The 25,488-nt window shown below is 72.5% G+C and carries 23 protein-coding genes; 14 read left to right on the top strand and 9 right to left on the bottom strand.

Annotated features, from left to right (window positions below):
* Nucleotides 1-104 precede the first annotated feature (104 nt).
* Complete coding sequence (locus tag BGP79_RS15240; RefSeq protein ID WP_076696882.1) at nt 105-854, bottom strand: LysR substrate-binding domain-containing protein; 750 nt, start codon at nt 852-854, stop codon at nt 105-107.
* Nucleotides 855-1,309: 455 nt separating this feature from the next.
* Here BGP79_RS15240 and BGP79_RS15235 point away from each other — a divergent pair, with 455 nt between their 5' ends.
* The gene (locus tag BGP79_RS15235) at nt 1,310-2,383 is read left to right on the top strand and encodes a peptidoglycan bridge formation glycyltransferase FemA/FemB family protein (RefSeq protein WP_083702019.1); all 1,074 of its coding nucleotides are present in this window, start codon (nt 1,310-1,312) and stop codon (nt 2,381-2,383) included.
* A gap of 81 nt (nt 2,384-2,464) precedes the next feature.
* Entirely contained in the window at nt 2,465-4,006 is a 1,542-nt protein-coding gene (locus BGP79_RS15230; RefSeq protein WP_233121589.1) for a threonine/serine exporter ThrE family protein, read from the top strand.
* Nucleotides 4,007-4,142: 136 nt separating this feature from the next.
* Here the strand turns inward: BGP79_RS15230 and BGP79_RS15225 are convergent, their stop codons facing one another.
* Nucleotides 4,143-4,817 (bottom strand): uracil-DNA glycosylase, encoded by a 675-nt coding sequence (locus BGP79_RS15225; protein WP_076696880.1) that lies wholly within the window; start codon nt 4,815-4,817, stop codon nt 4,143-4,145.
* A gap of 155 nt (nt 4,818-4,972) precedes the next feature.
* Here BGP79_RS15225 and BGP79_RS15220 point away from each other — a divergent pair, with 155 nt between their 5' ends.
* The 7 genes from BGP79_RS15220 to BGP79_RS15190 all read left to right on the top strand — a co-directional run bounded on the left by BGP79_RS15220 (nt 4,973) and on the right by BGP79_RS15190 (nt 11,878).
* Nucleotides 4,973-5,317 (top strand): DUF3263 domain-containing protein, encoded by a 345-nt coding sequence (locus BGP79_RS15220; RefSeq protein ID WP_083701984.1) that lies wholly within the window; start codon nt 4,973-4,975, stop codon nt 5,315-5,317.
* 34 nt (nt 5,318-5,351) lie between these two features.
* Nucleotides 5,352-6,038 (top strand): GNAT family N-acetyltransferase, encoded by a 687-nt coding sequence (locus BGP79_RS15215; RefSeq protein ID WP_076696877.1) that lies wholly within the window; start codon nt 5,352-5,354, stop codon nt 6,036-6,038.
* Nucleotides 6,039-6,315: 277 nt separating this feature from the next.
* A complete protein-coding gene (groL, locus tag BGP79_RS15210) occupies nt 6,316-7,944 on the top strand; it encodes a chaperonin GroEL (protein WP_076696875.1) in 1,629 nt (542 codons plus the stop codon).
* 221 nt (nt 7,945-8,165) lie between these two features.
* The gene (locus tag BGP79_RS15205) at nt 8,166-9,050 is read left to right on the top strand and encodes a DUF4031 domain-containing protein (RefSeq protein WP_076696873.1); all 885 of its coding nucleotides are present in this window, start codon (nt 8,166-8,168) and stop codon (nt 9,048-9,050) included.
* Between the two features lie 59 nt (nt 9,051-9,109).
* Nucleotides 9,110-9,484, top strand: a complete 375-nt coding sequence (locus tag BGP79_RS15200; RefSeq protein WP_076696871.1) for a metalloregulator ArsR/SmtB family transcription factor — start codon at nt 9,110-9,112, stop codon at nt 9,482-9,484.
* Nucleotides 9,481-10,707 (top strand): cation diffusion facilitator family transporter, encoded by a 1,227-nt coding sequence (locus BGP79_RS15195; RefSeq protein ID WP_233121587.1) that lies wholly within the window; start codon nt 9,481-9,483, stop codon nt 10,705-10,707. Before BGP79_RS15200 ends, BGP79_RS15195 begins: the two co-directional genes overlap by 4 nt.
* 97 nt (nt 10,708-10,804) lie before the next feature.
* Entirely contained in the window at nt 10,805-11,878 is a 1,074-nt protein-coding gene (locus BGP79_RS15190) for a ribonuclease HI family protein (protein WP_076696869.1), read from the top strand.
* A gap of 16 nt (nt 11,879-11,894) precedes the next feature.
* Here BGP79_RS15190 and BGP79_RS15185 read toward each other — a convergent pair whose 3' ends face one another.
* The 6 genes from BGP79_RS15185 to BGP79_RS15160 form a co-directional block, all read right to left on the bottom strand.
* Complete coding sequence (locus BGP79_RS15185; protein WP_076696867.1) at nt 11,895-12,188, bottom strand: WXG100 family type VII secretion target; 294 nt, start codon at nt 12,186-12,188, stop codon at nt 11,895-11,897.
* 181 nt (nt 12,189-12,369) lie between these two features.
* Nucleotides 12,370-13,950: a cell wall metabolism sensor histidine kinase WalK gene (locus BGP79_RS15180; RefSeq protein WP_076696865.1), complete on the bottom strand. Its 1,581-nt coding sequence runs from the start codon at nt 13,948-13,950 to the stop codon at nt 12,370-12,372.
* 12 nt (nt 13,951-13,962) lie between these two features.
* A complete protein-coding gene (locus BGP79_RS15175; RefSeq protein WP_076696863.1) occupies nt 13,963-14,673 on the bottom strand; it encodes a response regulator transcription factor in 711 nt (236 codons plus the stop codon).
* A gap of 127 nt (nt 14,674-14,800) precedes the next feature.
* Nucleotides 14,801-16,462, bottom strand: a complete 1,662-nt coding sequence (locus BGP79_RS15170) for a DNA repair helicase XPB (protein ID WP_076696861.1) — start codon at nt 16,460-16,462, stop codon at nt 14,801-14,803.
* Between the two features lie 49 nt (nt 16,463-16,511).
* Nucleotides 16,512-18,839, bottom strand: a complete 2,328-nt coding sequence (locus tag BGP79_RS15165) for a helicase-associated domain-containing protein (RefSeq protein WP_076696859.1) — start codon at nt 18,837-18,839, stop codon at nt 16,512-16,514.
* Nucleotides 18,836-19,126 (bottom strand): hypothetical protein, encoded by a 291-nt coding sequence (locus BGP79_RS15160; RefSeq protein WP_143588451.1) that lies wholly within the window; start codon nt 19,124-19,126, stop codon nt 18,836-18,838. The genes BGP79_RS15165 and BGP79_RS15160 overlap by 4 nt, the downstream gene beginning before the upstream one ends.
* A gap of 235 nt (nt 19,127-19,361) precedes the next feature.
* Here BGP79_RS15160 and BGP79_RS15155 point away from each other — a divergent pair, with 235 nt between their 5' ends.
* Genes BGP79_RS15155 through BGP79_RS15145 form a run of 3 tightly spaced genes read left to right on the top strand, consistent with a single transcriptional unit; the run spans nt 19,362 to nt 21,950 of the window.
* On the top strand, nt 19,362-19,745 hold the full coding sequence (locus BGP79_RS15155) for a cold-shock protein (protein ID WP_076696855.1): 384 nt from the start codon (nt 19,362-19,364) through the stop codon (nt 19,743-19,745).
* Nucleotides 19,738-20,700, top strand: a complete 963-nt coding sequence (locus BGP79_RS15150; protein WP_076696853.1) for a DUF3027 domain-containing protein — start codon at nt 19,738-19,740, stop codon at nt 20,698-20,700. The genes BGP79_RS15155 and BGP79_RS15150 overlap by 8 nt, the downstream gene beginning before the upstream one ends.
* Nucleotides 20,697-21,950: an MFS transporter gene (locus BGP79_RS15145; RefSeq protein WP_076696851.1), complete on the top strand. Its 1,254-nt coding sequence runs from the start codon at nt 20,697-20,699 to the stop codon at nt 21,948-21,950. The genes BGP79_RS15150 and BGP79_RS15145 overlap by 4 nt, the downstream gene beginning before the upstream one ends.
* 65 nt (nt 21,951-22,015) lie before the next feature.
* On the opposite strand, the gene serC is transcribed toward BGP79_RS15145, so the two are convergent.
* Nucleotides 22,016-23,140, bottom strand: a complete 1,125-nt coding sequence (gene serC, locus BGP79_RS15140) for a phosphoserine transaminase (protein WP_076696849.1) — start codon at nt 23,138-23,140, stop codon at nt 22,016-22,018.
* 328 nt (nt 23,141-23,468) lie between these two features.
* On the opposite strand from serC, the gene BGP79_RS15135 reads away from it, so the two are divergent.
* Both BGP79_RS15135 and BGP79_RS17020 read left to right on the top strand, forming a co-directional pair.
* On the top strand, nt 23,469-24,161 hold the full coding sequence (locus tag BGP79_RS15135) for a metal-dependent transcriptional regulator (protein WP_076696847.1): 693 nt from the start codon (nt 23,469-23,471) through the stop codon (nt 24,159-24,161).
* Nucleotides 24,162-24,612: 451 nt separating this feature from the next.
* A complete protein-coding gene (locus tag BGP79_RS17020; protein WP_076696846.1) occupies nt 24,613-25,488 on the top strand; it encodes a M23 family metallopeptidase in 876 nt (291 codons plus the stop codon).

The following is a 25,488-nucleotide window of genomic DNA, read 5'->3' as shown; positions in this document are numbered from 1 at the left end:
CGATTCTGGCGGTCGACGACGCTGTCGCGCCACCGCCACGACGAGCGGGCATCACCGGGTATCACCGGACGCGCGGGGCACGTGCCCCGGCGGACGGCGAACCGTCAGCGACGCGGACCGCGGCGGCCGGAGCTCCGGCCGCCGGTCTGCCGGCCGCGACCTCCGCCCGCCCCCTTCGCTCCGGCTCCTCGGGGGCCTGCGCCCTTGCCAAGCGCGCCACCGCGAGTGGACGCCGTGCCTTTCGAGGGCACGCCGCCGCGAGAGTTGCCGCCGCGGCGAGCGCCGTCGGCGGTCTCCTCGCGGCCGGCGAGGGGCTGGCGGGAACTGCTCGCGGTGCGGCCACGCAGCACTCCGATGAACTCCTCGACCGCCGGATCCTCGTCCTCGGCCCACCAGGCGACGCCGATCCGGGTCGGCTCGGCGTCGATCACGGGCCGCAGCACCACGTCCCGGTTGTTCACGGCCCGGGCGACGGGGGCGGGCACGACGGCGACGCCGGCCCCGGACGCCACGACCTCCAGCAGCGCGGCGGTGCTCAGGTCGCCCTGGTCCAGGATGGTCTCGTCGGCCAGGTCGGCGAGGGTCACCGCGTCGAAGGCGGCGACGACGTGGTCGCGGGCGGCGGCGACCGCCATCTCCTCCACGTACAGATCGATCACGTGCATGGTGTCGGTGCGCTGCAGGTCCCGCCCGAGCAGCAGCCGGACGCGGCCGTCGGTGAGAGCGGCGAGCTGGTCGCGCGCCGCCAGGGGGTGCTCGACGAGGGGGATCTCGGGGTGGCGCTCGTGCCAGCGGCGCACCCACTTGCCCGGCGTCGTGCCCTCGACGAAACCGAAGTCCAGGTTCTCGGTCATGGTGGTCCTCCTGACGCCGGCGATCGTCGTCCGGACAGCAGGAGCAACCCTAACGAACGGAGGGCGGACCCGTGATCGGCGGTGCGCCGGAGATGCGCGGCGTGGACAGCGGACCGGGCCGGACGCGAAGAAAGCGGTGGACGGGCAGGGCGCCCGTCCGCGCCCTGCCTGTCCACCGCCTCGCGGGTCCCCCTCGCCCGCCCGGGTGACGACGACCCCTCATCGTCTCCCGATGCCGTGGTGCAGCGAGAACCATGCTGGTCGGTCGGCGACCCGCTCCGATAGAGGGGAAACCCTTGACTTCTCCGCCGTGTCCCCGCCCGGGCGCGGGCTCTGACGCCACCCGGTCCAGCCTGACCGCTGCGGGGGAGACCCGTCGGTAGACTGTCGGCGGGTCGGCGCAGGTCCTCGACGTGTCCGCCGACGTGTCCGCCGATCACGATCTGGAGTTCCCCTTGCCCGCCTTCACCGCCCGATTCGCCTCCGACGAGGAGATCACCCACTGGGACGAGCACGTGCTCGCCAATCCGGGCGGCGGCAATCTCCTGCAGTCCGAGGCCTTCATCGACGTGAAGAAGTGGCACGGCTGGGTGCCCCGGTACCTCGTGCTCGAGTCCGCCGGCCTGACCTCCGTCTCCCTCGCACTGGAGAAGACGTTCCCGGGGCTCGGCCGCCTCTGGTACCTGATCAAGGGTCCCGACGTCGGTGACGCGGCGGCCGTGGTCGACGCCCTCGACGCGGTCAAGGAGCTGGTGCGCCGGGAGAAGCTGCGTGTGTTCGCGGTCAAGGTCGAACCGGAGATCCTCGACGACGAGCGCTCGCGGGCCGTGCTGGCTCGCGCCGGCCTGGTGAAGACCTTCAACATCCAGCCGAACGACAGCACCGCCGTCCTGGACGTCACGCCGGACGAGCGCGCGCTGTTGCGTACCCTGCACTCCCGCGGCCGCAACGCCATCCGCCGCGCCGAACGGGAGGGCGTCGAGGTCGTCCGGATGCCGGCCGAGGAGAACACCTACCGGCAGATGTTCGCCATGATGAGCCAGGTCGGCCAGGGCAAGGCCAACGTCGCTCTGCGCTCGTACGAGTACTACCGCCGGTTCTGGCAGAACTTCGTCGACCGCGGCCAGGGCCGGATGTACTTCGTCTTCGAGGACGGCGCTCCCGCCGTCGGCGCCTTCGTCATCAACTACGGGCGCAAGGGCACGTACAAGGACGGCGGTTCGGTCCCGAAGCGCAAGGCCTACGGGGACTCGCACCTGGTGCAGTGGACCGCGATCAACGACCTGAAGGCCGAGGGCATCGTCGAGTACGACTTCTGCGGCACCCCGCCCTCGGACCGGCTCAAGGACACCACCCACGCTCACCACGGGCTCGGCCTGTTCAAGACCAGCTTCACGAAGACCGTCATCGACTTCGTCGGGTGCTGGGACCTGCCGATCGACCCGGTGGCCTACCGGGTGTGGAACGGCATCGGCGAACGGGTGTTCCGGCAGATCTGGTGGCGCCGCCACCGCCAGCCCTTCTACTGATCGACAGCGCTGCGGCGCAGCGCCCCAGGGGGAACGCCGCAGGGGAGCACCGCAGGCCACGCGCCCGCGGGAGAGGACGAGGTGTCAGCGAATCAGCCCACCGGGCAGACCCGTCGGATCGAGCGCCGGGACCCGCCGACCCGGCGGAACCCGCGCATCATGGCCGTCAAGACCGGGCCCGCGACCCGACCGGTCACGATGCCCGGCTCCGCCCAGTCGCGATCGAACTACGCGGCCAAGCGGGTGCTGCGCCGGCTGATCCAGGGTGACGCTCCGCCGACGGCGCCGATGAGCCTGGTCGAACGGCTGGCCGGCAGCCCGTACGCCAACCCCACCATCCGCGTCGACGCGGTCGAGGACAGTGCGCGGAAGACGCTGGACTTCTCTCTCGAGCTGGCCGAGTCCCTCTTCCGGTACGGCGCCGGTGCGCTCGAGGTGGAGACCAGCGTCATCGCCGTCACCGCCTCCTTCGGGCTGCGCAACGTCGACGTCGACATCAACAACCAGTCCGTGACGATCAACTACGCGGGCCCCTACATCACGCCGATCACGGTGCTGCGGGTCGTGCGCTCCTGGTCCGACAACTACGCGGCCCTCGCCGACCTCCACCTGCTGGTCTCCGACATCATCGTCGGCGATCTGGACCGGGAGACCGCCGCCATCCGGATGGAGGAGATCACCTCTCGGCACAAGCCCTTCCCGCGCTGGGCCGTCCGGCTCGCGTCCGCGGGCTTCACCACGACCATCGTCCTGTTCCTCGGCGGCGGCCTGGTCGCCTGCCTGCTCTCGTTCGTCTCCACGGTGCTGGTCACTCTCGTGCAGCAGCGCCTCGGCGCGTGGCGCATCCCGGAGTTCTTCACCGTGGCGGCGTCGTCGGCGATCATCGCCGGCCTCGCCCAGCTCGCCGGCGTCGCCCAGGTGCCGGTGGCGCAGGGGCTGGTGATCGCCGGTGGGCTGATCCTGCTGCTACCGACGATGCGGCTCGTCTCCGCGACCCAGGACGCCGTGAACGGGTTCCCCGTCAGCGCCGCCGGCCGCTACCTCTCCGCCATGCTCGTGTTCGCCGCGATCGCCGCGGGCATCGCCATCTCCCTCGTGATCGGCGTCAACCTCGGGGTGCCGCGCCTGGACATCGACGTCACGGGGGCGATCAACAGCCCGCCGTGGCCCGCGATGGTGATCCTCTCGGCCGTCTCCGCGGTGCTCATCGCGATCGTCCTGCAGACCCGGCCGGAGCTGCTGCTGCCGACCGCGGGCGTCACCGCGGCCGCCTACCTCGTGATGGTCGTCGCCGGCTGGACCGGCCTCGGGCAGCGGCTCGCACCGGCCGCCGCGAGCGTCTTCATCGGGATGGCCGCCCGGATCGTCGCGCTGCGGATGCACGCCCCGTCCGCCGTGATCGCGATCCCGTCCATCATGTTCATGTTCCCCGGGATGAGCATCTTCCAGGCCGTGTACGGCATCTCCATCGAGGGCTCGGATCTCGGGAACGGCGCTACGACGCTGTTCTACGCGATGACGGTGATCCTCGCCCTCGCCGCGGGGGTGGTGCTCGGGGACAACCTGGCCCGGCCCTTCGCGAAGGGTCCGGGCGAACGACGACGGCGCAACCGCCGCCGCTGAGCCGGTCCGTGCGGAGGGTCAGCGACCATCTCGCCGCGCACGCGGACGGCCAACAGCCCAGCGGCGACACCACTCCCTGAGACGCCACCGATCCGTTAGAGCCAGCCGCCCGACGACCGCGTCAGCGGCGCACCGCTCAGGACAGCGACCAGTCCACCTCGGGCGCGCCCAGCTCGGCCAGCATCGCGTTGCTGCGCGAGAACGGTCGCGACCCGAAGAAGCCGCGCGAGGCCGACAGCGGGCTCGGGTGGGCCGAGGCGATCTGCGGGGTGTCGCCCAGCAGCGGGGCGAGATTCTGCGCGTCCCGGCCCCACAGGATCGCCACCAGCGGCGTCTCCCGGGCGACGAGAGCGCGGATGGCGGCCTCGGTGACCGCCTCCCAGCCCTTGCCGCGGTGGGATCCGGCCGCGCCGGGCCGCACCGTCAGCACCCGGTTCAGCAGCATGATGCCCTGCCGGTTCCAGGCGCTGAGGTCCCCGTGCCCGGCGGGCGCCTGGCCGAGGTCGTCGTGCAGTTCCCGGTAGATGTTGGCCAGGCTGCGCGGCACCGGACGGACGTCCCGCTCCACCGCGAACGACAGGCCGACGGGATGGCCCGGCGTCGGGTACGGGTCCTGCCCGACGATCAGCACCCGGACGTCGGCGAGTGGCTGTTCGAAGGCGCGCAGCACACGGTCGCCGGCGGGCAGATAACCCCGGCCCGCGGCCACCTCCTCGCGGAGGAAGTCGCCCATGGCGTGCACGGTGGACTCGACCGGGGCGAGGGCCTCGGCCCAGTCCGGTGCGACGAGGTCGGTGAGCGGTTTCGGCATGACCCCATTGTGCCGGTGCTCGCTCCCGGGCCTCGGTTCACGCCACTTCCGGCCCGGATCGAGTGAATGACACCGGTGTGATTCGCCGGTACGCTGGGGGAGTCAGCCCGGGCGTGGTCATGCCCGGGACGAGACGCCGGGAGAGAAGGGAAGCGATGAGCGCCGACGAGCTGCGGAACCACACTCTCGACAGCCATGCCCTCGAGAACCGTGCTCCCGGAGACGACACGTCGCCCGACGGTGCCCACCCGGGGCTGTCCCAGCGCGACGCCGCGATGCTCACCCTGGAACGCCAGTGGTGGAAGTACGCCGGCGCCAAGGAGCAGGTCATCCGCGAGACGTTCGACCTCTCCGCGACGCACTACTACCAGATCCTCAACGCCCTGATCGACACCGAGGCGGCCCTCGTCCACGATCCCATGCTGGTCAAGCGACTGCGTCGCCAGCGCGCCACCCGGCAGCGCGCCCGCACGGAGCGCCGGCTCGGCGGCTCGGCCTGAGCGACGCCCGGCCGTCGAGGACCCGGACCGCACGATGAACGAGCCCGTCGACACACGGCCCGTCGAACGGCGCGAGCCCGTCGACCTGCCCGAGTCCGTCGAGTTGCGGGGCGCCAAGGTGGTCCTGCGGGACTGGACCCACGCCGACGTCGACGCCCTCCTGACCTGGATCACTCCGCCCCCGGAGGGCGGCGTCCACGCGTGGCAGCGCACCGACGCCCCCTACTTCGAGCGGTGGACCGCCGACGGCGCCGCGGGCTACTGCCGGTGGCTGCACGAGCGGGTCGACGCGAACGACTGGCCGACCCCGCGGCTCTCCCTGCCCATCATCGACACCGGGACCGGCGCCTTCGTCGGCCAGGTGTCCTGGTACCACGAGGAGAAGGGCAACCGGCCGGACGACGTGCCCCCGGGCACGGGCACGTATGCCCTGCCGTGGATCCGGATCGGCATCGGCATCTACCCGCCCGATCACTGGGGCGGCGGGTACGGCACCGAGGCGATGAGCCGGTGGACCGACTACCTCTTCGCGACGACGACCGTCGGCCGGCTGGACTACGCCACCTGGAGCGGCAACGTCGGCATGTGCCGGATCGGCCCGAAGCTCGGCTACCGCGAGGAGGCCCGGTTCCGGAAGGCGCGGCTGGTCGAGGGCGTGCTCCACGACGCCGTCGTGTTCGGGGTGCTGCGCGAGGAGTGGGAGGCCGCCCGGCGCGGCTGATGCCGCCCTCGGCGAAACCCGCGCGCGAGCGCCTCCGGGCGCTTGCACTCACCCATGCCGAGTGCTAATGATGGAGTTAGCACTCGATCGCGTCGACTGCCAGCACCGGTCCGCCGGGGCGGCGTCGTCGGAGGATCGGGCAACGGCTGCCGCGGTGAGATCAGGCGGGGCGCACTTCGATGGTGCGGCTCGAGGGATCGTCCGTCGCGGGCATCGGGGCGGCCACGTTCATCTATCGACTCGACAGTCACCACTGTCCGGGAGGGACGACAGCCAGATGGCAAAGATCATCAGTTTTGACGAAGAGGCCCGCCGCGGCCTCGAGCGGGGTCTGAACACCCTTGCTGACGCGGTCAAGGTCACCCTCGGCCCCCGTGGCCGCAACGTCGTGCTGGAGAAGAAGTGGGGCGCCCCCACGATCACCAACGACGGTGTGTCCATCGCCAAGGAGATCGAGCTCGAGGATCCCTACGAGAAGATCGGCGCGGAGCTCGTCAAGGAGGTCGCCAAGAAGACCGACGACGTCGCCGGTGACGGCACCACCACGGCCACCGTGCTCGCCCAGGCGCTGGTCAAGGAAGGCCTGCGCAACGTCGCGGCCGGTGCGGACCCGCTGTCCCTGAAGCGCGGCATCGAGAAGGCCGTCGACGCGGTCACCGCCGAGCTGCTGGCCACCGCCAAGGAGGTCGAGACCAAGGAGCAGATCGCGGCCACCGCGTCCATCTCCGCGGGCGACACCCAGATCGGTGACCTGATCGCCGAGGCCCTCGACAAGGTGGGCAAGGAAGGCGTCATCACCGTCGAGGAGTCCAACACCTTCGGCCTCGAGCTCGAGCTCACCGAGGGCATGCGCTTCGACAAGGGCTACATCTCCGGCTACTTCGTGACCGACTCGGACCGCCAGGAGGCCGTCCTCGAGGATCCCTACATCCTCATCGTCAACTCGAAGATCGCCAACGTGAAGGACCTCGTGTCCCTCCTCGAGAAGGTCATGCAGTCCGGCAAGCCGCTGCTGATCATCGCCGAGGACGTCGAGGGCGAGGCCCTGGCCACGCTCGTCGTCAACAAGATCCGCGGCACCTTCAAGTCCGTCGCCGTCAAGGCCCCGGGCTTCGGCGACCGCCGCAAGGCGCAGCTGGCCGACATCGCCACCCTCACCGGTGGCCAGGTCATCGCCGAGGAGGTCGGCCTCAAGCTCGAGAACGCGACCGTCGACCTGCTGGGCCGCGCCCGCAAGGTCGTCGTCACGAAGGACGAGACCACGATCGTCGAGGGTGCCGGTGACGCCGAGGCGATCGCCGGCCGGGTCAAGCAGATCCGTGCCGAGATCGAGAACTCCGACTCCGACTACGACCGCGAGAAGCTGCAGGAGCGTCTGGCGAAGCTCGCCGGCGGTGTCGCGGTGATCAAGGCCGGTGCCGCCACCGAGGTGGAGCTGAAGGAGCGCAAGCACCGCATCGAGGATGCCGTGCGCAACGCGAAGGCCGCCGTGGAGGAGGGGATCGTCGCCGGTGGTGGCGTCGCCCTCATCCAGGCCGGCGAGAAGGCGTTCGCCAACCTCACCCTCGAGGGTGACGAGGCCACCGGCGCCAACATCGTCAAGGTCGCCATCTCGGCCCCGCTGAAGCAGATCGCCTTCAACGCGGGCGAGGAGCCCGGTGTCGTGGCCGCCAAGGTCGCCACCCTGCCCTCCGGTCACGGCCTGAACGCCGCGACCGGCGAGTACGAGGACCTGCTGGCCGCCGGCGTCAACGACCCGGTCAAGGTGACCCGCTCCGCGCTGCAGAACGCCGCGTCGATCGCGGGCCTGTTCCTCACCACGGAGGCCGTCGTGGCCGACAAGCCGGAGAAGGCCGCCCCGGCCGGCCCCGGCGCCGACGAGATGGGCGGCATGGGCGGCTTCTGAGCCGACAGGCTCACCGCTGCCGCTGCTCTCGCAGCACCTGAACGGAACCCCCGGACCGCACGGTCCGGGGGTTCCGTCGTTCCCGGACATCGCCAGCTCGTCAATACGTGTTCCATCCCGCTCGGAATCGGTCTCCGGTGAACATCTATTGACGAGCTGGGGCAAAGACGGGGCTCTCGGGGCGGCCCGGAGCGCCGTCGCCCACGCCTAGACTCGGCGGGATGACGGTGTTGATCGATCCGCCCCGGTGGCCGGCCCACGGGACCGAGTTCTCCCACCTGGTCTCCGACGCCGACCTGACCGAACTCCACGCCGCGGCCCGACGACTGGGCCTGAGCGAACGGGCCTTCGACGGCGACCACTACGACGTCCCGGCCCGGCTGCACGACCGGGCCGTCGCGCTCGGCGCGGTGCCCGTCGAGGGCAGCGAGCTCACGCGCCGTCTGATCGCGAGCGGGCTGCGGATCCGCGCCGTCGACCGGCCCCGCCGGGTGGCGCTCGTCCTGCGGCACCGGTGGAGCGTGCTGATGCCCGGGCAGCGCCGGCTCGGGGAGGACCTGCTCGGCCGCTGGAGCGAGCCGCACCGGCACTACCACGACGTCCGGCACCTGCTCGCCTGCCTCAACGCCCTCGGCGCCCTCGAGTACGGCGGCGAGGACTTCGGCCCGCGGCCGCGCGCGGTGTGGCTGGCCGCCTGGTTCCACGACGTGGTCTACCGAGGGGTGGCGGGGCAGGACGAGGAGCGGTCGGCGGAGCTGGCGGAGCAGACGCTGACCACCGCCGGCGTGGACGCGGACGAGACGGCCGAGGTCGCGCGGCTGGTCCGGTTGACGGCGGGCCACGCGCCGGCCGACGACGACCCCGCGGGGCGGGTGCTGTGCGACGCCGACCTCGCCGTCCTCGGACGGGACGAGGCCGGCTACCGGACCTACCTGACCGACGTCCGCGCCGACTACGTCCACCTGACCGACGACGCCTTCGCCACCGGGCGCCGCGCCGTCGTCGAGCAGCTGCTCGCCCTCGACCCCCTCTTCCGCACGCGCACCGGGGCGGAGCGCTGGAACGAGGCCGCACGGGGGAACCTCACCGCCGAACTCGCGCGCTGAGCACCGGCCCCTCCCGGACCGGGGCACGGGGCGGTGTGCAATTGCCTTAGAATCTGCGTATGAATGCAGATAGCGCACGATGCGGTCGCCATCCCGACAGCGACTATGTCGAGCTGGCCGTGGAGGTGTTCGCGATGCTCGCGGACGCCACCCGGGTGCGGATCGTGCTGGCGCTGCGTGACGCCGGCGAACTGAGCGTCAATCGGCTCGCCGAGCTGGTCGGCAAGTCCCCCTCGGCGGTGTCGCAGCACCTGGCGAAGCTCCGGCTCGCCCGCATCGTCGGGACCCGCCAGGACGGGACCCGCGTGTTCTACCGGCTCGAGAACGAGCACGCGCGTCAGCTGGTGACGGACGCGATCTTCCAGGCCGAGCACTCGCTCGGCGGCACCCCGCGCCACCATCACGCCGAGGCCGACGCGGCGGACGCCTCGTGACCAGCGCACCCCGTTCCCGTGGCGCATCGGCCGGCACGGAGGGCGAAGCGCACGTGCACGACGAGCACGATCACACCGACGACCACAACCACGACGACCACGGCCACGCGGGCGGTCACGCACACGGCCATGATCACGCGGGCGGTCACGCACACGGCCACGTCCACGGGCACAACGTCGACGACCACGACCACGACCACGACCACGACCACGGTCACGCGCACGGCCATGACCACGACCATCCGCACGGGGGCGGCATCCGCGGCTTCCTGTACGAGCTCGTCGTGCCGCACTCGCACGACGCGGCCGACTCCATCGACGACGCCCTCACCGCGTCCCGGGCGGGTGTCCGCGCTCTGAAGGTCAGCATGGTGGCGCTGCTCGCGACCACCGCTGTCCAGTTCGTGATCCTCCTGCGCACCGGCTCGGTGGCGCTGCTGGCGGACACCGTGCACAACCTCTCCGACGCCCTGACCGCCGTCCCGCTGTGGGTCGCGTTCGCACTCGCGCGGCGGCCGGCCACTCGCCGCTACACGTACGGGTACGGCCGCGCCGAGGATCTCGCGGGCCTGTTCATCCTCGTCGTCGTCGCCCTGTCGGCGGTCGTCGCGGTGTGGCAGTCCGTCGAGCGCCTGACGAATCCGCAACCCGTCCACCACCTCGGGTGGCTGGCGGTCGCGGGCGTGGTCGGTTTCCTCGGTAACGAGGCGGTGGCCATCTATCGCATCCGGGTCGGGCGCAGGATCGGGTCGGCCGCCCTGGTCGCCGACGGGGTGCATGCCCGCACGGACGGATTCACCTCCCTCGCCGTCGTCCTCGGCGCCGCCGGCATCTGGCTCGGCTTCCCCCTCGCGGATCCGATCATCGGGATCCTCATCGCCGTGGCGATCCTCGTCCTGTTGTGGGGGACCACTCGGAACGTGGGCGCCCGCCTCCTGGACGGCGTCGACCCCGCGCTGGTGGATCGTGCGGAGCGCGCCCTGACCGGAACGCCGGGTGTGCTCGGCGTCGAGCAGGTCCGGGTCCGGTGGATCGGCCACCGGATCGTCGGCGATGCCGTGATCCGGGTCGATGCCGAACGGCTGGTCGACGCGGCCGCGATCGCCGCCGAGGCCGAGCAGGCGCTGATCGACGGGCTGCCGGGCGTCGACGGTTTCACTGTCCGCCCGGTACCGCCGACGGCGGGCAGCGCGCTGCCGGCCACCCCGTCGATCGGCAGCTGAACGGGTCGCACCGCTCTCGCGTCGAGAGGCGATCGCCGGCAGGCGGCGGAGAGCGGGCCGACCGGAAACGTCGGTGCGCTCTGTCAGGATGGAAACCATGACGATCATTGCTGCCGCCGACGGTTCTGCCCTCGGCAATCCAGGGCCGGCCGGGTGGGCCTGGTACGTGGACGAGACCTGCTGGGCGGCCGGCGGCTGGCCCCACGGCACCAACAACATGGGCGAGCTGATGGCGGTGCTGGACCTGCTCGAGGCCACGGCCGGCGTGACCGAGCGGCTGCAGATCCTGTGCGACTCGCAGTACGTGATCAACTGCGTCACCAAGTGGATGCCGGGCTGGAAGCGGAAGGGGTGGCGCAAGGCCGACGGCAAGCCCGTGCTGAACGTCGACCTGCTCAAGCGCATCGACACCGCCATCGCCGGGCGCGACGTCGCCTTCGACTGGGTCAAGGGGCACGCCGGTCACGACCTCAACGAAGCGGCCGACGACAGGGCGCGGGCGGCGGCCACGGCCTACTCCCGGTCCCTGCCCGTGGACGCCGGGCCCGGTTTCCGCGTGCCCGGTGCGGCCGGTGCCGCACTGGCGACCGCCACGGCACCTGCCGCTAGCGCTTCCGCCAGCACCGCGTCGACCAGCACCGCGTCGACCAGCACCGCGTCGACCAGCACCGCGTCGAGCAGGACCGGCGCGCCCGTCGCTGCCGCGGCGTCGACGACGGCCGTTCGTGACCGCGAGGACCGTTCGGGCACCCTCGCCAACCCTGTCGCCGGCGACGAACTCGAGCCCGACCTGTTCTCCGTGCTCGCCGACGACACCGACATCGCTCGGCTCGAGGACGAGGAACTCGTCGCTCAGTACGAGCAGGAACTCCTCGACCCGCAGGTGCGTGCCGACGTGGCCCGGCTCGCGGCTCTGCTCCACCCGGACTTCCTCGAGGTCGGCGCCTCCGGGCGGCTGTGGGACCGCGACTCCACCATCGACCTCGTCAGCAACGGCGAGACCGGTGCCGTCCAGTTCGAGCAGGTCCAGGTCGACCGGATCGATCCGACGACGATCCTGCTGGTCTGGCGGAGCACCCGCGACGGACAGTCGGCCGTGCGCAGTTCCTGGTGGGTGCGCGACGGCCAGCAGTGGCGCCTCCGCTTCCACCAGGGCACCCCCACCAGCTGACGGGCGCGGCCGGCCGTCACCCCGCGTGGAACAGCGCCGCGTTGCGGGCCTCGGCCTCCTCATAACCGGCAGCCGCCGCGTCCAGGGCAGCCGTGATCGACTCGAGCGAGGACTCCACCGTCGCCTCGGTGGTCCGCCACTGCGCCACCACGCCCTGGAACAGGGCCGCGGCCTGACCGGTCCACGAGCCCTCGAGGGCCTGCAGGCCGGCGTGCATGGTGGCGACCTCCGCCCGGATCCGCTCGACCGTCCCTCGAACCGCCGCGCTGTTCGCCTGCAGGGCCGCGCTGTCCACGGTGAACACTGCCATCGTGATCCCGTCCTCTCCTGTGCTGGGGATGTTGGCGCCAGCGTAGGGACGGACCGGTTCACCCGGGCCGGATGGGCGAGCGGGTGTGGACGGCGAGGAGCTCAGGGCCGCCTGGGGAGGAAGAAGCCCCGCCACCAGGAGCAGGCGTCGGGTGAGCCGCCGGTGGTGGCTCCGAGATGCGTCAGCGCCCGCCGCGGCGAAGGGCGCGGCGCAGTCGTCCGGTCGCCGACGTCGCGGTGCTGCCGGACGGCTCCGGAGAAACGTCGTCGTCGGCTGCTGCGTCGGCGGGGTCCGGCGCGGGGGTCTCCTCGGCGAGGTCGTGCGCCGAGAACGGCAGCCGCACGCTGAATGTGGCCCCGCCGCCGTCGGTCTCGGACAGGCGCACCGACCCGTCGTGCTGGGCGACGATCGCGGCCACGATGGCCAGGCCGAGCCCGCTGCCGCCGGTCTCGCGGGTGCGGGAGGTGTCGGCGCGGAAGAACCGTTCGAAGACGCGGGCGGCGTCGGCGTCGGAGATGCCGGGGCCGTGGTCGCGGATCTCGATCACCGACTCCACCGCGCCGCCGACCGGCTCGGCGGTGCCGACGGCGATGTCGATGGGCGAGCCCTCCGGCGTGTACCGCAGGACGTTGGTCATCAGGTTGCCCACGACCTGGCGCAGCCGGCTCTCGTCGCCGAGCACCGGGGCGTTGCGCGGCGCGCCGCCGTCCAGCCCGGTCACGGTGACCCGGCGGCCCGGGGCGTTCACCCGCGCGTCGACGGCGGCGTCGTTGCCGAGCAGCAGCAGGTCGAGGGGCCGCTGGCGGGCGGGCCGGGCGTCGTCGATGCGGGCGAGAACGAGCAGGTCCTCGACCAGCTCGCTCATCCGGGTCGCCTCGCTCTCGATGCGGCCCATCGCGGTGCCGACCTCCTCCTCGGTGCGCAGACCGCCGTGGCGGTAGAACTCGGAGAAGCCGCGGATCGTCACGAGCGGCGTGCGCAGTTCGTGGGAGGCGTCGGAGACGAACCGGCGCATCTTCGACTCGGAGGCCTTCTGCGCGGCGAAGGCCGTCTCGATGTGGGCGAGCATCGCGTTCAGCGACCGGCTCAGGCGTCCCATCTCGGTCTGCGGACTGGCCGGTTCGAGGCGTCGGGAGAGGTCGCCCGCGGCGATCGCGGCGGCCGTCCGCTCGACCTTGATGAGCGGCCGGAAGGCGCGGGTCACGGCGAGGTAGGCGACCGCCGAGGACAGGGTGACGAGGGCGACGCCGAGCAGCAGGATCAGCCAGGCGGCCGACTCCACCACCTCGTTGACCTCGTTCAGGGGGGTCGCGATGGCCACCGAGCCGTTGCCCGCCTGCAGGGCTCGCACCAGAACGCGCCACCCCGGACTGCCCGGCGTCGAGCCCGGCACGTTGAACCCGTCACCGGTGCTGCGCACCCGGTCGAGCGTCATCCGGGGGATCTGCGGCACGTCCGCCGTCGCCGAGGTGCGGGAGGTCCGGGTGACGGTGTTGCCGTCCGCGTCCATCTGCAGCCCGTAGAAGCGACTGAACACCAGCTGGTTGAACGTCGGCTCGGCCGTGCCCTGCTTGACCTGGTACAGGTACACCGACATCGGCGTCACATAGTTGAGCAGGTCGGAGTCCGCCCGCTGCACGAGCGTGTTCTTCAGGGTGGAGACGGTCAGCGTGCCGAGCAGCGCGATGACGATCGCGATCAGCACGGACGTCATCGCGACCAGCTGCGAGCGCAGCGACGCGTTCTTCCACCGGTTCAGCACCGAGCGGCCGCCCTACCGCCGGTCGGCGGTGCGCAGGAGGTAGCCGACGCCCCGCTTGGTCTGGATCAGGGCCGGCACGTCCGGGTTGCGGTCGATCTTGCGGCGCAGGTAGGAGATGTAGGACTCGACGATCGACGCGTCGCCGTTGAAGTCGTACTCCCACACGTGGTCGAGGATCTGCGCCTTGGACAGCACCCGGTTGGGGTTGAGCATGAGGTAGCGCAGCAGCTTGAACTCGGTGGGCGAGAGCTCGATGACCTCCCCGCCACGGCGCACCTCGTGGGCGTCGTCGTCCAGCTCCAGGTCGTCGACGCGGATGATCGCCTCGTCGTCGAGCATCGGCTGGGTGCGGCGCAGCACCGCGCGGATGCGGGCGACGACCTCGTCGAGGCTGAACGGCTTGGTGACGTAGTCGTCGCCGCCCACGGTCAGGCCGGTGACCTTGTCCTCCGTGTCGTCGCGAGCCGTCAGGAACAGCACGGGGCAGTGGCGGCCGGAGGCGCGCAGTTTGCGGGTGACGGTGAACCCGTCCATGTCCGGGAGCATCACGTCGAGGACGACGAGGTCCGGGTTGTGCGTCTCCGCGGCGGTCAGGGCGTCGCGCCCGTTGCCGGCGGCCACCACGTCGAAGCCGGCGAACCGCAGCGACGTCGACAGCAGCTCACGGATGTTGGGCTCGTCGTCGACGACGAGGAGACGGGCTTCGGGCTGAGAGCTTTTCACACCATGATTCTCTCGGTTTTCGCTGTGAGTCGCCTGAGCGACGATGGCGAGCCAGCTGTGGGCGCGGGGCGTCCGACCCGCGAGCACTGTCCAGGCTGTCGACCCGGCGGGAGCCCGTGGCGTCGCGTCAGGCCCCGGTGTCCTCACGGTCGGTCGGCACGTCGCCGGCGTCGACGATCTCGTACGAGTAGCCCTGCTCGGCGAGGAAGCGCTGCCGACGGGCGGCGTACTCCTGGTCGAGGGTGTCCCGCGCGACGACGGTGTAGAAGTGCGCCGCCCGCCCGTCCGGTTTGGGTCGCAGCAGCCGGCCGAGTCGTTGCGCCTCCTCCTGCCGCGACCCGAAGGACCCGGAGACCTGGACGGCGACGGTCGCCTCGGGCAGGTCGAGGGAGAAGTTGGCGACCTTGGACACGACGAGGATCTGCTGCTCGCCCGCGCGGAACGCGTCGAACAGGCGCTGCCGCACCGCCACCGACGTGGTGCCCTTGATCACCGGGGCGCCGAGCCGCTCACCGAGCTCGTCCAGCTGGTCCAGGTACTGGCCGATCACCAGGGTCTGTTCCCCGGCGTGGTGCCGCGTGATCGCCTCGACGACGTCGAGCTTGGTGTCGCTGGTGGCACCGAGGCGGTACTTGTCGGCGTCGTCGGCCATCGCGTAGGCCATCCGCTCGTCCCGGGGCAGGTCGACGCGGACCTCCACGCAGACGGCCGGGGCGATGTACCCCTGGGACTCGATGTCCTTCCACGGGGCGTCGTACCGCTTCGGCCCGATCAGGGAGAAAACCTCGCCCTCGCGGCCGTCCTCCCGCACCAGGGTGGCGGTCAGCCCGAGCCGGCGCCGGGCCTGCAGGTCGGCGGTCAGCTTGAAGATGGGGGCCGGGAGCAGGTGCACCTCGTCGTAGATGATCAGCCCCCAGTCGTTCTCGTTCACGAGCTCGAGATTCGGGTAGAGCCCACCGCGCTTGACCGTCAGCACCTGGTAGGTGGCGATGGTGACGGGCCGGACCTGCTTGACGGCTCCGGAGTACTCGCCGATCTCGTCCTCGGTCAGCGTCGTGCGCTTGAGCAGTTCCGCGCGCCACTGCCGGGCGGAGACCGTGTTGGTGACGAGGATCAGCGTCGTGGTGCAGCCGACCGCCATGGCCCCCGCCCCGACCAGCGTCTTGCCGGCGCCGCACGGCAGCACGACGACGCCGGAGCCGCCGGCCCAGAAGTTCTCGATCGCCTGCTGCTGGTACGGCCGCAGCGACCAGTCGGCCTCGTCCAGCCCGATCAGGTGCGGCGTGCCGTCGACGTAGCCGGCGCGGTCCTCGGCCGGCCAGCCCAGCCGCAGCAGCGCCTGCTTGAGCGCGCCCCGCTGCGACGAGTGGACGACCACCGTCTCGCCGTCGAGCCGCGGGCCGAGCAGCGGTTCGATCTTCGGCGCGTGCAGGATCTCCTCGAGGACCGGGTAGTCCTCGCTGCGCAGCACCAGGCCGTGCTGCTCGTCCTGCTCGAGCACCACGCGGCCGTACCGCGACATCGTCTCCTCGATGTCGACCAGCAGGGCGTGGGGGACCGGGAACCGGGAGTAGCGCAGCAGGGTGTCCAGCACCTGCTCGGCGTCCAGGCCCGCGGACCGGGCGTTCCACAGACCGATCGGGGTGAGCCGATAGGTATGCATGTGCTCGGGCGCGCGCTCGAGCTCTGCGAACGGGGCGATGGCGTGGCGCGCCTCGTCGGCCTGTTCGTGGTCGACCTCCAGCAGGATGGTCTTGTCGCTCTGGACGATCAGGGGGCCGGTGCTCACGGGCGGTACCTCGGGGTGGACGACGGGGTGGAGGTCGGGACGGGACGGGTCACGCCGGCAGCACCTCGACGATGCGGGGCAGGCTGATCACCCGCTCGGCGTCCCGGTGGGGGTCGAAGGCGCGCAGTCGGCCGGCGCTGACCGAGAGGGGAACCAGCACGTCGCGCCGCTGATTCCCGGTCGCATCGACGGTCACGACGGTCAGTGCCCGGCCGTCGCGACTGGCGGCCCGGATCAGGTGCAGGTCCAGCAGGGTCGCCGTCTCGGGGTCCGGCCGGCTCGGCGCGGACGGGTCGGCGGCGCGACGGCGCAGGGCGGCGACGACCTCGGTGGCCGCGGCAGCGGGGTCGGGCGCCGGGAGCAGGTCCATCTCGGCGGCGGCGTCCTCCCGATCGTCGGCCGGCTCGAGGTTGGTCCCGTCGGGTTCGACGACGGCGTCGTCGCGGGTGGAGTGCACCCCGGCCCGGTCGAGCTCGGCGTGCAGGGCCTCGGGCGTCAGCGCGCTGATCGCGACGGTGGGTGCCAGGCGGCGCAGGCGGAACCGGTCCCTGCCCGTGCCGTCGGCGAGGGCGATCAGCGCGTCGAGCTCCACCGGGTCGCTCACGCTGACCCAGCCCGCCGCCGCGCCGAGCCGGACCCGGCCGCTGCGGGCAGCCGTGTCCTCGACGAGGTAGACGAGCGGCTGGGGCAGCGGCCCGGGGCTGAGCCGGCGCAGGCGTTCGAGGAGGCCGGCGGCGTCCTGACCGGCGTCGAGGGCCCGCTGGATCGAGGCGGCCGAGAAACGGTACTGCTCGGCGGGTCCGCGGCCTTCCCGGTCCGCCATCCCCGCCAGGGCGCGGGCGGCGTCCCGGCTCAGGGTTCCGGGGGCGACGGCGGTCAGGTCCGCCTGCAGGAGCACGGTCTCCACGGGCGGCGGGAGCGCGGCCTCGAGTCGGGCGGTGGCGCCGGCGTCGTCACCGGCGGCGATCCGCTCGCCGGCGTCGGTCAGCGCGGACGCCCCGGTCAGCCCGAGGGTGCGGGCCTCGGTCAGGAACGGCAGCACCAGGGGAAGCGCCCGCGCGGCCGCCCGGGGCCAGCGCCAGGCGACGCGCTCCCGAACGGTTGACTCGGTGAGCGCGGTGCCGGGCTCGGCAGCCGCGAGCTCGGCGACGGCGGTGAGCAGCCGGTCGCGGACGGCGCTCGCATCCGCACGGCCCGCCTCCGCCGAGAGCGGCGCGACGAGGCTGCCGTCGACGCGGGGGACCGTGACGAGGGCGGGCACCCGTCGGGACGTCCGCCAGGCGCCGACCAGCCGTACCCACTGCTCCGCGCGGGTCGCGTCGAGCCAGGGGTGCCCCGGCACCGCCCGGTGTTCGGGACGCGCCTCGTCGGGCGCGAGCAGGCCGGCGACGGCGGCGAGCTCGATCAGCACCCCGGCGGCGGACTCGTCCACCCCGAGCGCTCGCGCGACCCGCCGCAGCTCCCGGATGCCCACGCCGCCGGTGCGCAGCGTGGCCAGCGGCCGGCGCGACGTCTCCTCGTGCAGCACGGTGAGCAGGCGCAGGCACTCGGTGACCGCGGCGAGCGCGGCGTTGTCCCGCACGGCGGTGGACACCCGCGGGCCGTCGCCGGCCGGGGGATCGACCGGCAGGTGCGGGTGGACGGCACCACCGCGCGCCGCCAGGCCGGCCTCGCGGGACAGCTCGACGTGCTCGCCGTCGATGGGAACCAGGACGCCGTGCCGCAGCAGCCACGCGACCGGGTCCGTCGTGTCCCCGTCCCCCGTGTCCAGGGCGCGGGTGGCGTTGCGCAGTTCGGCGACCGGCGTGTGCCGGAACCGGTCCAGCAGCTCGGCGGCGCCGTCGGGGGCGGTGGTGAGCAGGGCGCGGAACTCGTCGACCGCGCCGGGTCCGCCGGCGCTGCGGGCCGTCGGCATCCGCTGCCGCAGGACCACGGCGTTCGGAGAGCCGGCGAGCAGGCGGGCCAGGCTGCGGCCGAGGCCGGCGGGGTGGTGACCGAGGGCGTCGGTGAGCGCGCCGGCGGGCCGGACGACGTCGGTCGCCGGCGTCCTGAGCAGCCGCAGCGCGGCCAGGTCGGTGATCAGAGTGGTGAGGGCGGCAGCGGGCAGGTCCGGCAGGGCCGCGGCGAGGTCCGTGCCCGTGATCGGGGCGTGCCCGTGGAGTTCGGCGACGACGACGGCGGCCTCGAGCACGCCCAGGTGCGGCCGGTCCAGCGTCTCGAGCGCACGTTGCAGCGAGAGGCGGGACAGCGCACGAGCGGCCAGCGCGCCGACGTCCGAGGCGCCGACCAGCAGATCCGGCCGGGCCTGCAGCAGCTGGACGAGTTCGCTGTCGGGGGCCGCCGCGAGGTCGGCGGCGAGGTCGACGACCTCGCTCACGGGCGGCCGCGCCGCCCGGCGGTGGTGCGGCGACTCCGCACGGCGTCGACCATCAGGGCGACTCCGAGGAGGAAGGCCAGCGGGAGCCCGATCATGGTGATCCAGGAGAGACCGGTCCACGGGTGGGCACCGGTCATCGTCAGGAGCAGAACGGCGAGCAGGGCCGCGACGGAGACGAGGGCGACGACGGCCGCAAGGACCGCCACCGCGGGGCGGTTGCGTCGGGGCGGTGCGTCGGTGGCGGCCACGGACGGCGTCGTCCCGCGCGCGGAAGGACGCGAGGACATGCCGACAACGCTACCAGCGGACGACGGCCGTGCCGTCGGCCACAGCGGCTAACCTAGGGAGACAGACTTTCCGGCGGGCCGCCCGTCGACGGACCGGACCGGGGTGATCCCCGGCCGGCCACGGACCCTCCCGGGTCCGTGGAATGCGTGTGCGGCCGCCACGGTCGGGGCATGTGCCCCGACATCCGTGATCGACGGCGGTGCGGGGGACGCACGCCCAAGGAGTGAGGTAGACGTGCCGATCGGCAAGGTGAAGTGGTTCGACGCGGACCGCGGTTTCGGGTTCCTGGCCACCGACGACGGGCGGGAGGTGTTCCTCCACGCCTCGGCGCTGCCGGCGGACCACAAGGAGGTCAAGCCCGGCACCCGGATGGAGTTCGGTATCGCCGACGGCAAGCGGGGCGCTCAGGCACTGTCCGTGCGGGTGATCGACACGCCGCCGTCGGTGGCGCGTGCGGCGCGCAAGCCCGCCGATGACATGGCCGCGATCACCGAGGACCTGATCAAGGTGCTCGACCAGGTCTCCAACGGGCTGCGTCGCGGCCGCTACCCCGAGAAGGGGTCCGCCACCAAGGTGGCGTCGATGCTGCGCCGGGTCGCTGACGATCTCGATGCCTGAGCAACGCGAACCGGCGCAGCCGGACACCCTGGACCCGACCACCGACGAGACGGCCCCGGCGACGGAAGCCGTCGACGCGGCCGAGGACGTGGCGACGACCGACACCGACGACGTGACCCGGACCGATGACGGATCCGTGCCGGCCGAGGCCGTCGCGACCGATGGCTCCGCGCTCCCCGTTCCGGCGCGAGCCGCGGCACGACGCCGCGCCCGCCCGGACGCGGTGCTGATCGAGGCGCGGGACACGGCCCGGTCCGCCCTGGTCGACATCGCTCGCGAGGACCAGATCGGCGAGCACCTGGGCACGAGCGTCGACGGCGAGCGACTCGTCACCCACACCTTCGCATCCCTCCTGCCGGGCTACGGCGGCTGGAACTGGTTCGTCGTGCTCGCCCGCGTGCCGCGGTCCCGCACCGTGACGGTGTGCGAGATCGGTCTGACGCCGGGGGAGGGCGCCCTGCTCGCTCCGCCGTGGGTGCCGTGGGCGGACCGCCTGCGGCCGGAGGACCACGAGGACGACGACGCCGAGGCGGCGCCGGACGCCGACGCCGCGGCCGAGGAGAACGCGGAGTCCGCAGCTGACGGAACAGACGCCGACCAGCCCCGCGCCGACCGGTCCGATGCGGCGTCCGGGGTCGAGCCGGCGCACGCGACCGACGGCGAGAACGCCGACGTCGCCCCCGCTGTCGCCACCGAGCCGGACGCGACGGAAGCCCTCCCGGAGACGGCGGAGCGGACGCCCGACGACACCGAGATCGTCGACGACGACGCGACCCTGCTGGCCCGCCCGGAGAACGACGGAGGCGAGCTGCCCGGCGAGGACGACGAGGAACCCGACGCGGACCTGTCCGCGGAGGCCGAGGACGTCAGGACCGAGGAGAACACCGAGGAAGCCGTCGCCCGCGCGACCGAGGAGACGACCGACACGTCGGCCGGGGAGGCCCCCCAGGCGTGAAGTCGACGTTCCGATCGCTCCAGTTCATCAACTTCCGGCTCTGGTGCATCGGCGCGCTCGTCTCGAACATCGGCACCTGGATGCAGCGGACGGCCCAGGACTGGCTCGTCTACAACGAACTGACGCACCAGGACGCGACCGCCATGGGCATCGTGATGGCGCTGCAGTTCGGCCCGCAGCTCCTGCTCGCCCCGGTGTCCGGCGTGCTCGCGGACCGGATGAACCGCCGTCACCTGCTGATCGGCACGCAGGCCGCGATGGCCCTGCTCGCCGTCGGGCTCGGGGCCATGGTGATCACCGGCACGGCCGACCTGTGGCACGTCTACGCGTTCGCGCTCGGCCTCGGCATCGTCGCCACCCTCGACGGCCCGGCCCGGCAGACCGTCGTCTCCGAACTGGTGCGGGACGAGTTCGTGCCCAATGCGGTGGCGCTGAACAGCATGTCCTTCAACGTCGCGCGGATGATCGGGCCGGCCGTCGCCGGTGTCCTCGTCGCCGCGATCGGCTCGGGCTGGGTGTTCCTGCTCAACGCCCTCAGCTTCATCGTGATGATCGGCGCGATCCTCGCACTGCGCACCGGGCAGCTGCGGGTGCTTCCCCGGGCGAGGGCGGGACGCGGCCTGATCCGCGAGGGCTTCGCGTACGTGCGGAGCCGGCCGGACATCATCGCCGTCCTGACCGCCATCTTCCTGATCGGCACGTTCGGGCTGAACTTCGCCGTGTTCATCGCGGGCATGGCCCGCACCCAGTTCGGACTGCAGGCCGACGGGTTCGGCGTGCTGTCCTCCGTGATGGCGATCGGCTCCGTGGCGGGCACCCTCGCCTCCGCCCGCCGGGAACGGCCCCGGCTGCGTTTCATCTTCGGTGCGGGTGGCCTGTTCGGGGTGGCCTGCGTGCTCGCGGCGCTGGCCCCGAACCCCGTGCTGTTCGGCGGCGCCCTGATCCTCTGCGGGCTGACCGCGCTGACGGTGATGACCTCGGCCAACGCCTACGTGCAGACCAGCACCGAACCCGCGTTGCGCGGTCGCGTGATGGCGCTGTACTTCGCCATCTTCATGGGCGGCACGCCGCTCGGGGCGCCCGTCGTCGGGTGGATCTCCGACACCTTCGGTCCGCCGTGGGCGCTCACCGCCGGCGCCGCGTCCGGCTTCGCCGCGGCCGTCGTGGGACTCGTCTGGTACTGGCGCAGCCAGCACCTGCACCTCGCGTTCGACCGCACGTCGCGCTTCCACGTCTCCATCCACCGCTGACGGCGGGCTGGGACGCAGAAGGGCCCCGGGAGTTCCCGGGGCCCTTCTGCGTCGTCGTGCGCCGGTCAGTCGGCCAGGTGCTCCAGCACCCAGTCGATGCAGGCGATCAGCGCGGAGACGTCGTCCGGCTCGATGGCCACGAACGTCGCCACGCGCAGCTGGTTGCGACCGAGCTTGCGGTACGGCTCGACGTCGACGACGCCGTTGGCGCGCAGCACCGCGGCGATCCGCGCGGCGTCGACCGACTCGTCGAAGTCGATGGTGACGATGACGTTTGACCGGTCCTCGGCCCGCTTCACGTAGGGCGTCGCGACGTCGCTCGCCTCCGCCCACCGGTAGAGCCGGGAGGCCGAGTCCGCCGTACGGGCGGTGGCCCAGTCCAGGCCGCCGTGGCCGAGCATCCACTGCACCTGGTCGTCCATGCTCACCAGGGTCGTGAGGGCGGGCGTGTTGTAGGTCTGGTTCTTCCGGGAGTTGTCGATCGCCGTCGGCAGCGAGAAGAAGTCGGGGATCCAGCGGTCCGACGCCGCGATCCGCGCCGCACGCTCGAGGGCGGCGGGGGAGAAGAGGCCGAACCACAGACCGCCGTCGGAGGCGAAGTTCTTCTGCGGGGAGAAGTAGTAGACGTCGCTCTGCGCGACGTCGACGGCCAGGCCGCCGGCCGCCGAGGTGCCGTCGATCAGCACGAGCGAGCCGGCGTCCGCGCCCGCCACGCGCCGCACCGGCGCGGCGACACCGGTGGAGGTCTCGTTGTGGGCCCACGCGTACACGTCGACCCCGGCCTCGGCGGCGGCCTCGGGACGCGTGCCGGCGGGCGAGGCGACGATGGAGGACGCCTCCAGGAAGGGAGCGCGGTCCGTCGCGGAGGCGAACTTGGAGCTGAACTCGCCGAAGCTGAGGTGCTGGGCACGGGAGTCGACCAGGCCGAAGGTGGCGATGTCCCAGAAGGCGGTCGCGCCGCCGAGGCCGAGGACGACCTCGTAGCCGTCCGGCAGGGAGAAGAGGTCGGACAGACCCTCGCGCAGCCGGCCCACCAGGTCCTTGACCGGGGCCTGCCGGTGGGAGGTGCCGATCACGCGCGGGGCGGCGTCGACGATCGCCGCCAGCTGCTCGGGGCGGACCTTCGAGGGACCGGCACCGAAGCGTCCGTCGGCGGGCAGCAGGTCGGCAGGGATGGTCAGGTCAGTCACGGGCGGGCTCACTTCGCGTCGGCGGGGTGGACGGGAACGGTCGCGGTCGTGCAGCGCCCCGGGGCGCAGGCGCACGACGACGGCGCGCGCACCCATTCTTCCCCAGAGGCAGGCGTGGGACCCAGCCGGACGGCGTCACACGGCGGCCGGGCGGGCACGCGCGGGGCGGTCGCGGCCGCCTGACCTCGGCTCCCGCCCGCCCGGACGACCCGGCGGCCTGTGTCTAGAATGGCTAGCGTTCTCCCGGCCCCCGTCCCCGCGCCAACGGCGCGCGCAGCGACGGGCGCGGCCGGGCACCGGGCCGAGGAGCAGGAAGGAAGGCGGGACGATGGCGGACCTCATCGACACCACCGAGATGTACCTGCGCACCATCCTCGAGCTGGAGGAGGAGGGCATCGTGCCCATGCGGGCGCGGATCGCGGAGCGGCTCGGCCACTCCGGGCCCACCGTGTCCCAGACGGTGGCGCGGATGGAACGGGACGGCCTCGTGCACGTCACCGAGGACCGGCGCCTCGACCTGAGCGAGACCGGACGCCGGCGTGCGACGGGCGTGATGCGCAAGCACCGCCTCGCCGAGCGCCTGCTGCACGACGTCATCGGCCTGGACTGGGCGTACGTCCACGAGGAGGCCTGCCGCTGGGAGCACGTGATGAGCGAGCGGGTCGAGCGCCGCCTGCTCGGACTGCTGCACCAGCCCACCGAGTCCCCTTACGGCAACCCGATCCCGGGACTGACCGAGATCGGCGGTCCGGACGCCGGGCGGTTCACGGACGGGGTCACCTCGCTCACGGCGCGGGTCGCGGCCGTGGAGGGGGAGACCACGGTGCAGATCGCGCGGCTGGCCGAACCCGTGCAGTTCGACCCCGAGTTCCTGGCCCAGATGGCCGAGTACGGCATCCGTCCCGGCGCGCAGGTGCGGGTCAGCGCGGCCGGCCGGTACGTGCGCATCTCCACGGACGAGCAGGGCACGCTCGAACTGGCCAACGAGATGGCCGGCCACATCTTCGTCGCCGACCACTGACGCGCCGCCCGGCATCCTCGGCGTGACGTCGTCGATGTGGTCGAGGCCGCTGCCGTCGGCTCCGGGGTGAGGTTGGTAACGAAACGGTGACAGTCGGGAACCGTCTCGGTAGAGTCGACACTCGTTCGAGACCTCATCTCGCGGTCCGCCGCGACGTCGTTCGCGGCTGCGTGACCGCCATCCCGGCCGATCCGCACGATCGTCGACCGGATTCTCGGACCGATCCAGGCAGTCCAGCACGACGCCGCCCCCGCACACGCCCGAGAGCGTGACGCGCTGCCGCGGCGGTCATCCCCGTGACGATCCCCGTCACCCGGACGCGTCGCATCCTTCCGCTCCGCACCGTCCCTCCTCGCCTCGTCGCGGGAGGAACGGGACCCGCGCTCCGTCATCTGCGTCGTGGCCGTCATCGACCACCTGCTGGCCTGTTCCCGAACCCCGGAAAGGCCCCATGTCAGCCCCGCACCATCCCGCCCGTCATCGTTCGACCGCCGCGAGCGGTCCCGCCCCCGCCGGCGCCGCCGCCGCGTCCCCCGAGCGCGCAGGCGCTCGCCACCGCGACACCCGGCCCGGATCGGCCCTCCGCCGCCGCGCCGGCCTGGGCCTGGCCTGCGCCGGTGCCGCGGCCGCCCTGATCGTCCCCCTCACCTCCGCCGCCCTACCGGATGCCGGGCAGACCGCCGTCCACGTCCTGGCCAGTGCCGGGGTCGGCGCGGAGAAGAGCGACGACGGCGACACCGGCGGCACGGGCGCGGTCGGCTCCGGGCCGACCGCACGTCCCGCCCCGCAGGGCGCCGAGAAGGCCGACCAGGACCGGAGGACGGGGAAGAGCACCGCCGCCGCGACGAAGGCGACGGCTGCGACGGCGCCGGCGAAGACACCTGGCAAGTCGAAGGCGACGACGCCCCAGGAGCGCGCCGGTCTCACCGCACCGCTGAGCGCGTCGACCATGACGTCACCCTTCGGCCAGCGCGTGAGCCCGATCACGGGTCAGCTGGACGAGATGCACACCGGTCAGGGTTTCGGTGCCGCGGCCGGGAGCGCGGTCAGGGCCGCGGGCGCGGGGCGGGTGAAGGAGGCCGGCTGGCACGCGTACGGAGGCGGCAATCGGGTGGTCATCGACCACGGTCACGGGTTCTGGACCAGCTACAACCACCTGTCCCGCATCGACGTGCACGTGGGCCAGACCGTCTCCCGGAGCGACCTCGTGGGCGCCGTCGGCAGCACGGGTGCCTCCACCGGCCCGCATCTCCACTTCGAGGTCTACGTGGACGGCAGGTGGGTCGATCCGTTGCCGTATCTGCGTGCTTCTGGTCACCGGTCGTGA

The organism is Tersicoccus sp. Bi-70 (genome assembly GCF_001968825.1).
GTDB lineage: Bacteria > Actinomycetota > Actinomycetes > Actinomycetales > Micrococcaceae > Tersicoccus.
The sequence above is the reverse complement of the archived record's forward strand: the minus strand, read 5'-3'. Positions and strand labels throughout refer to the sequence as shown.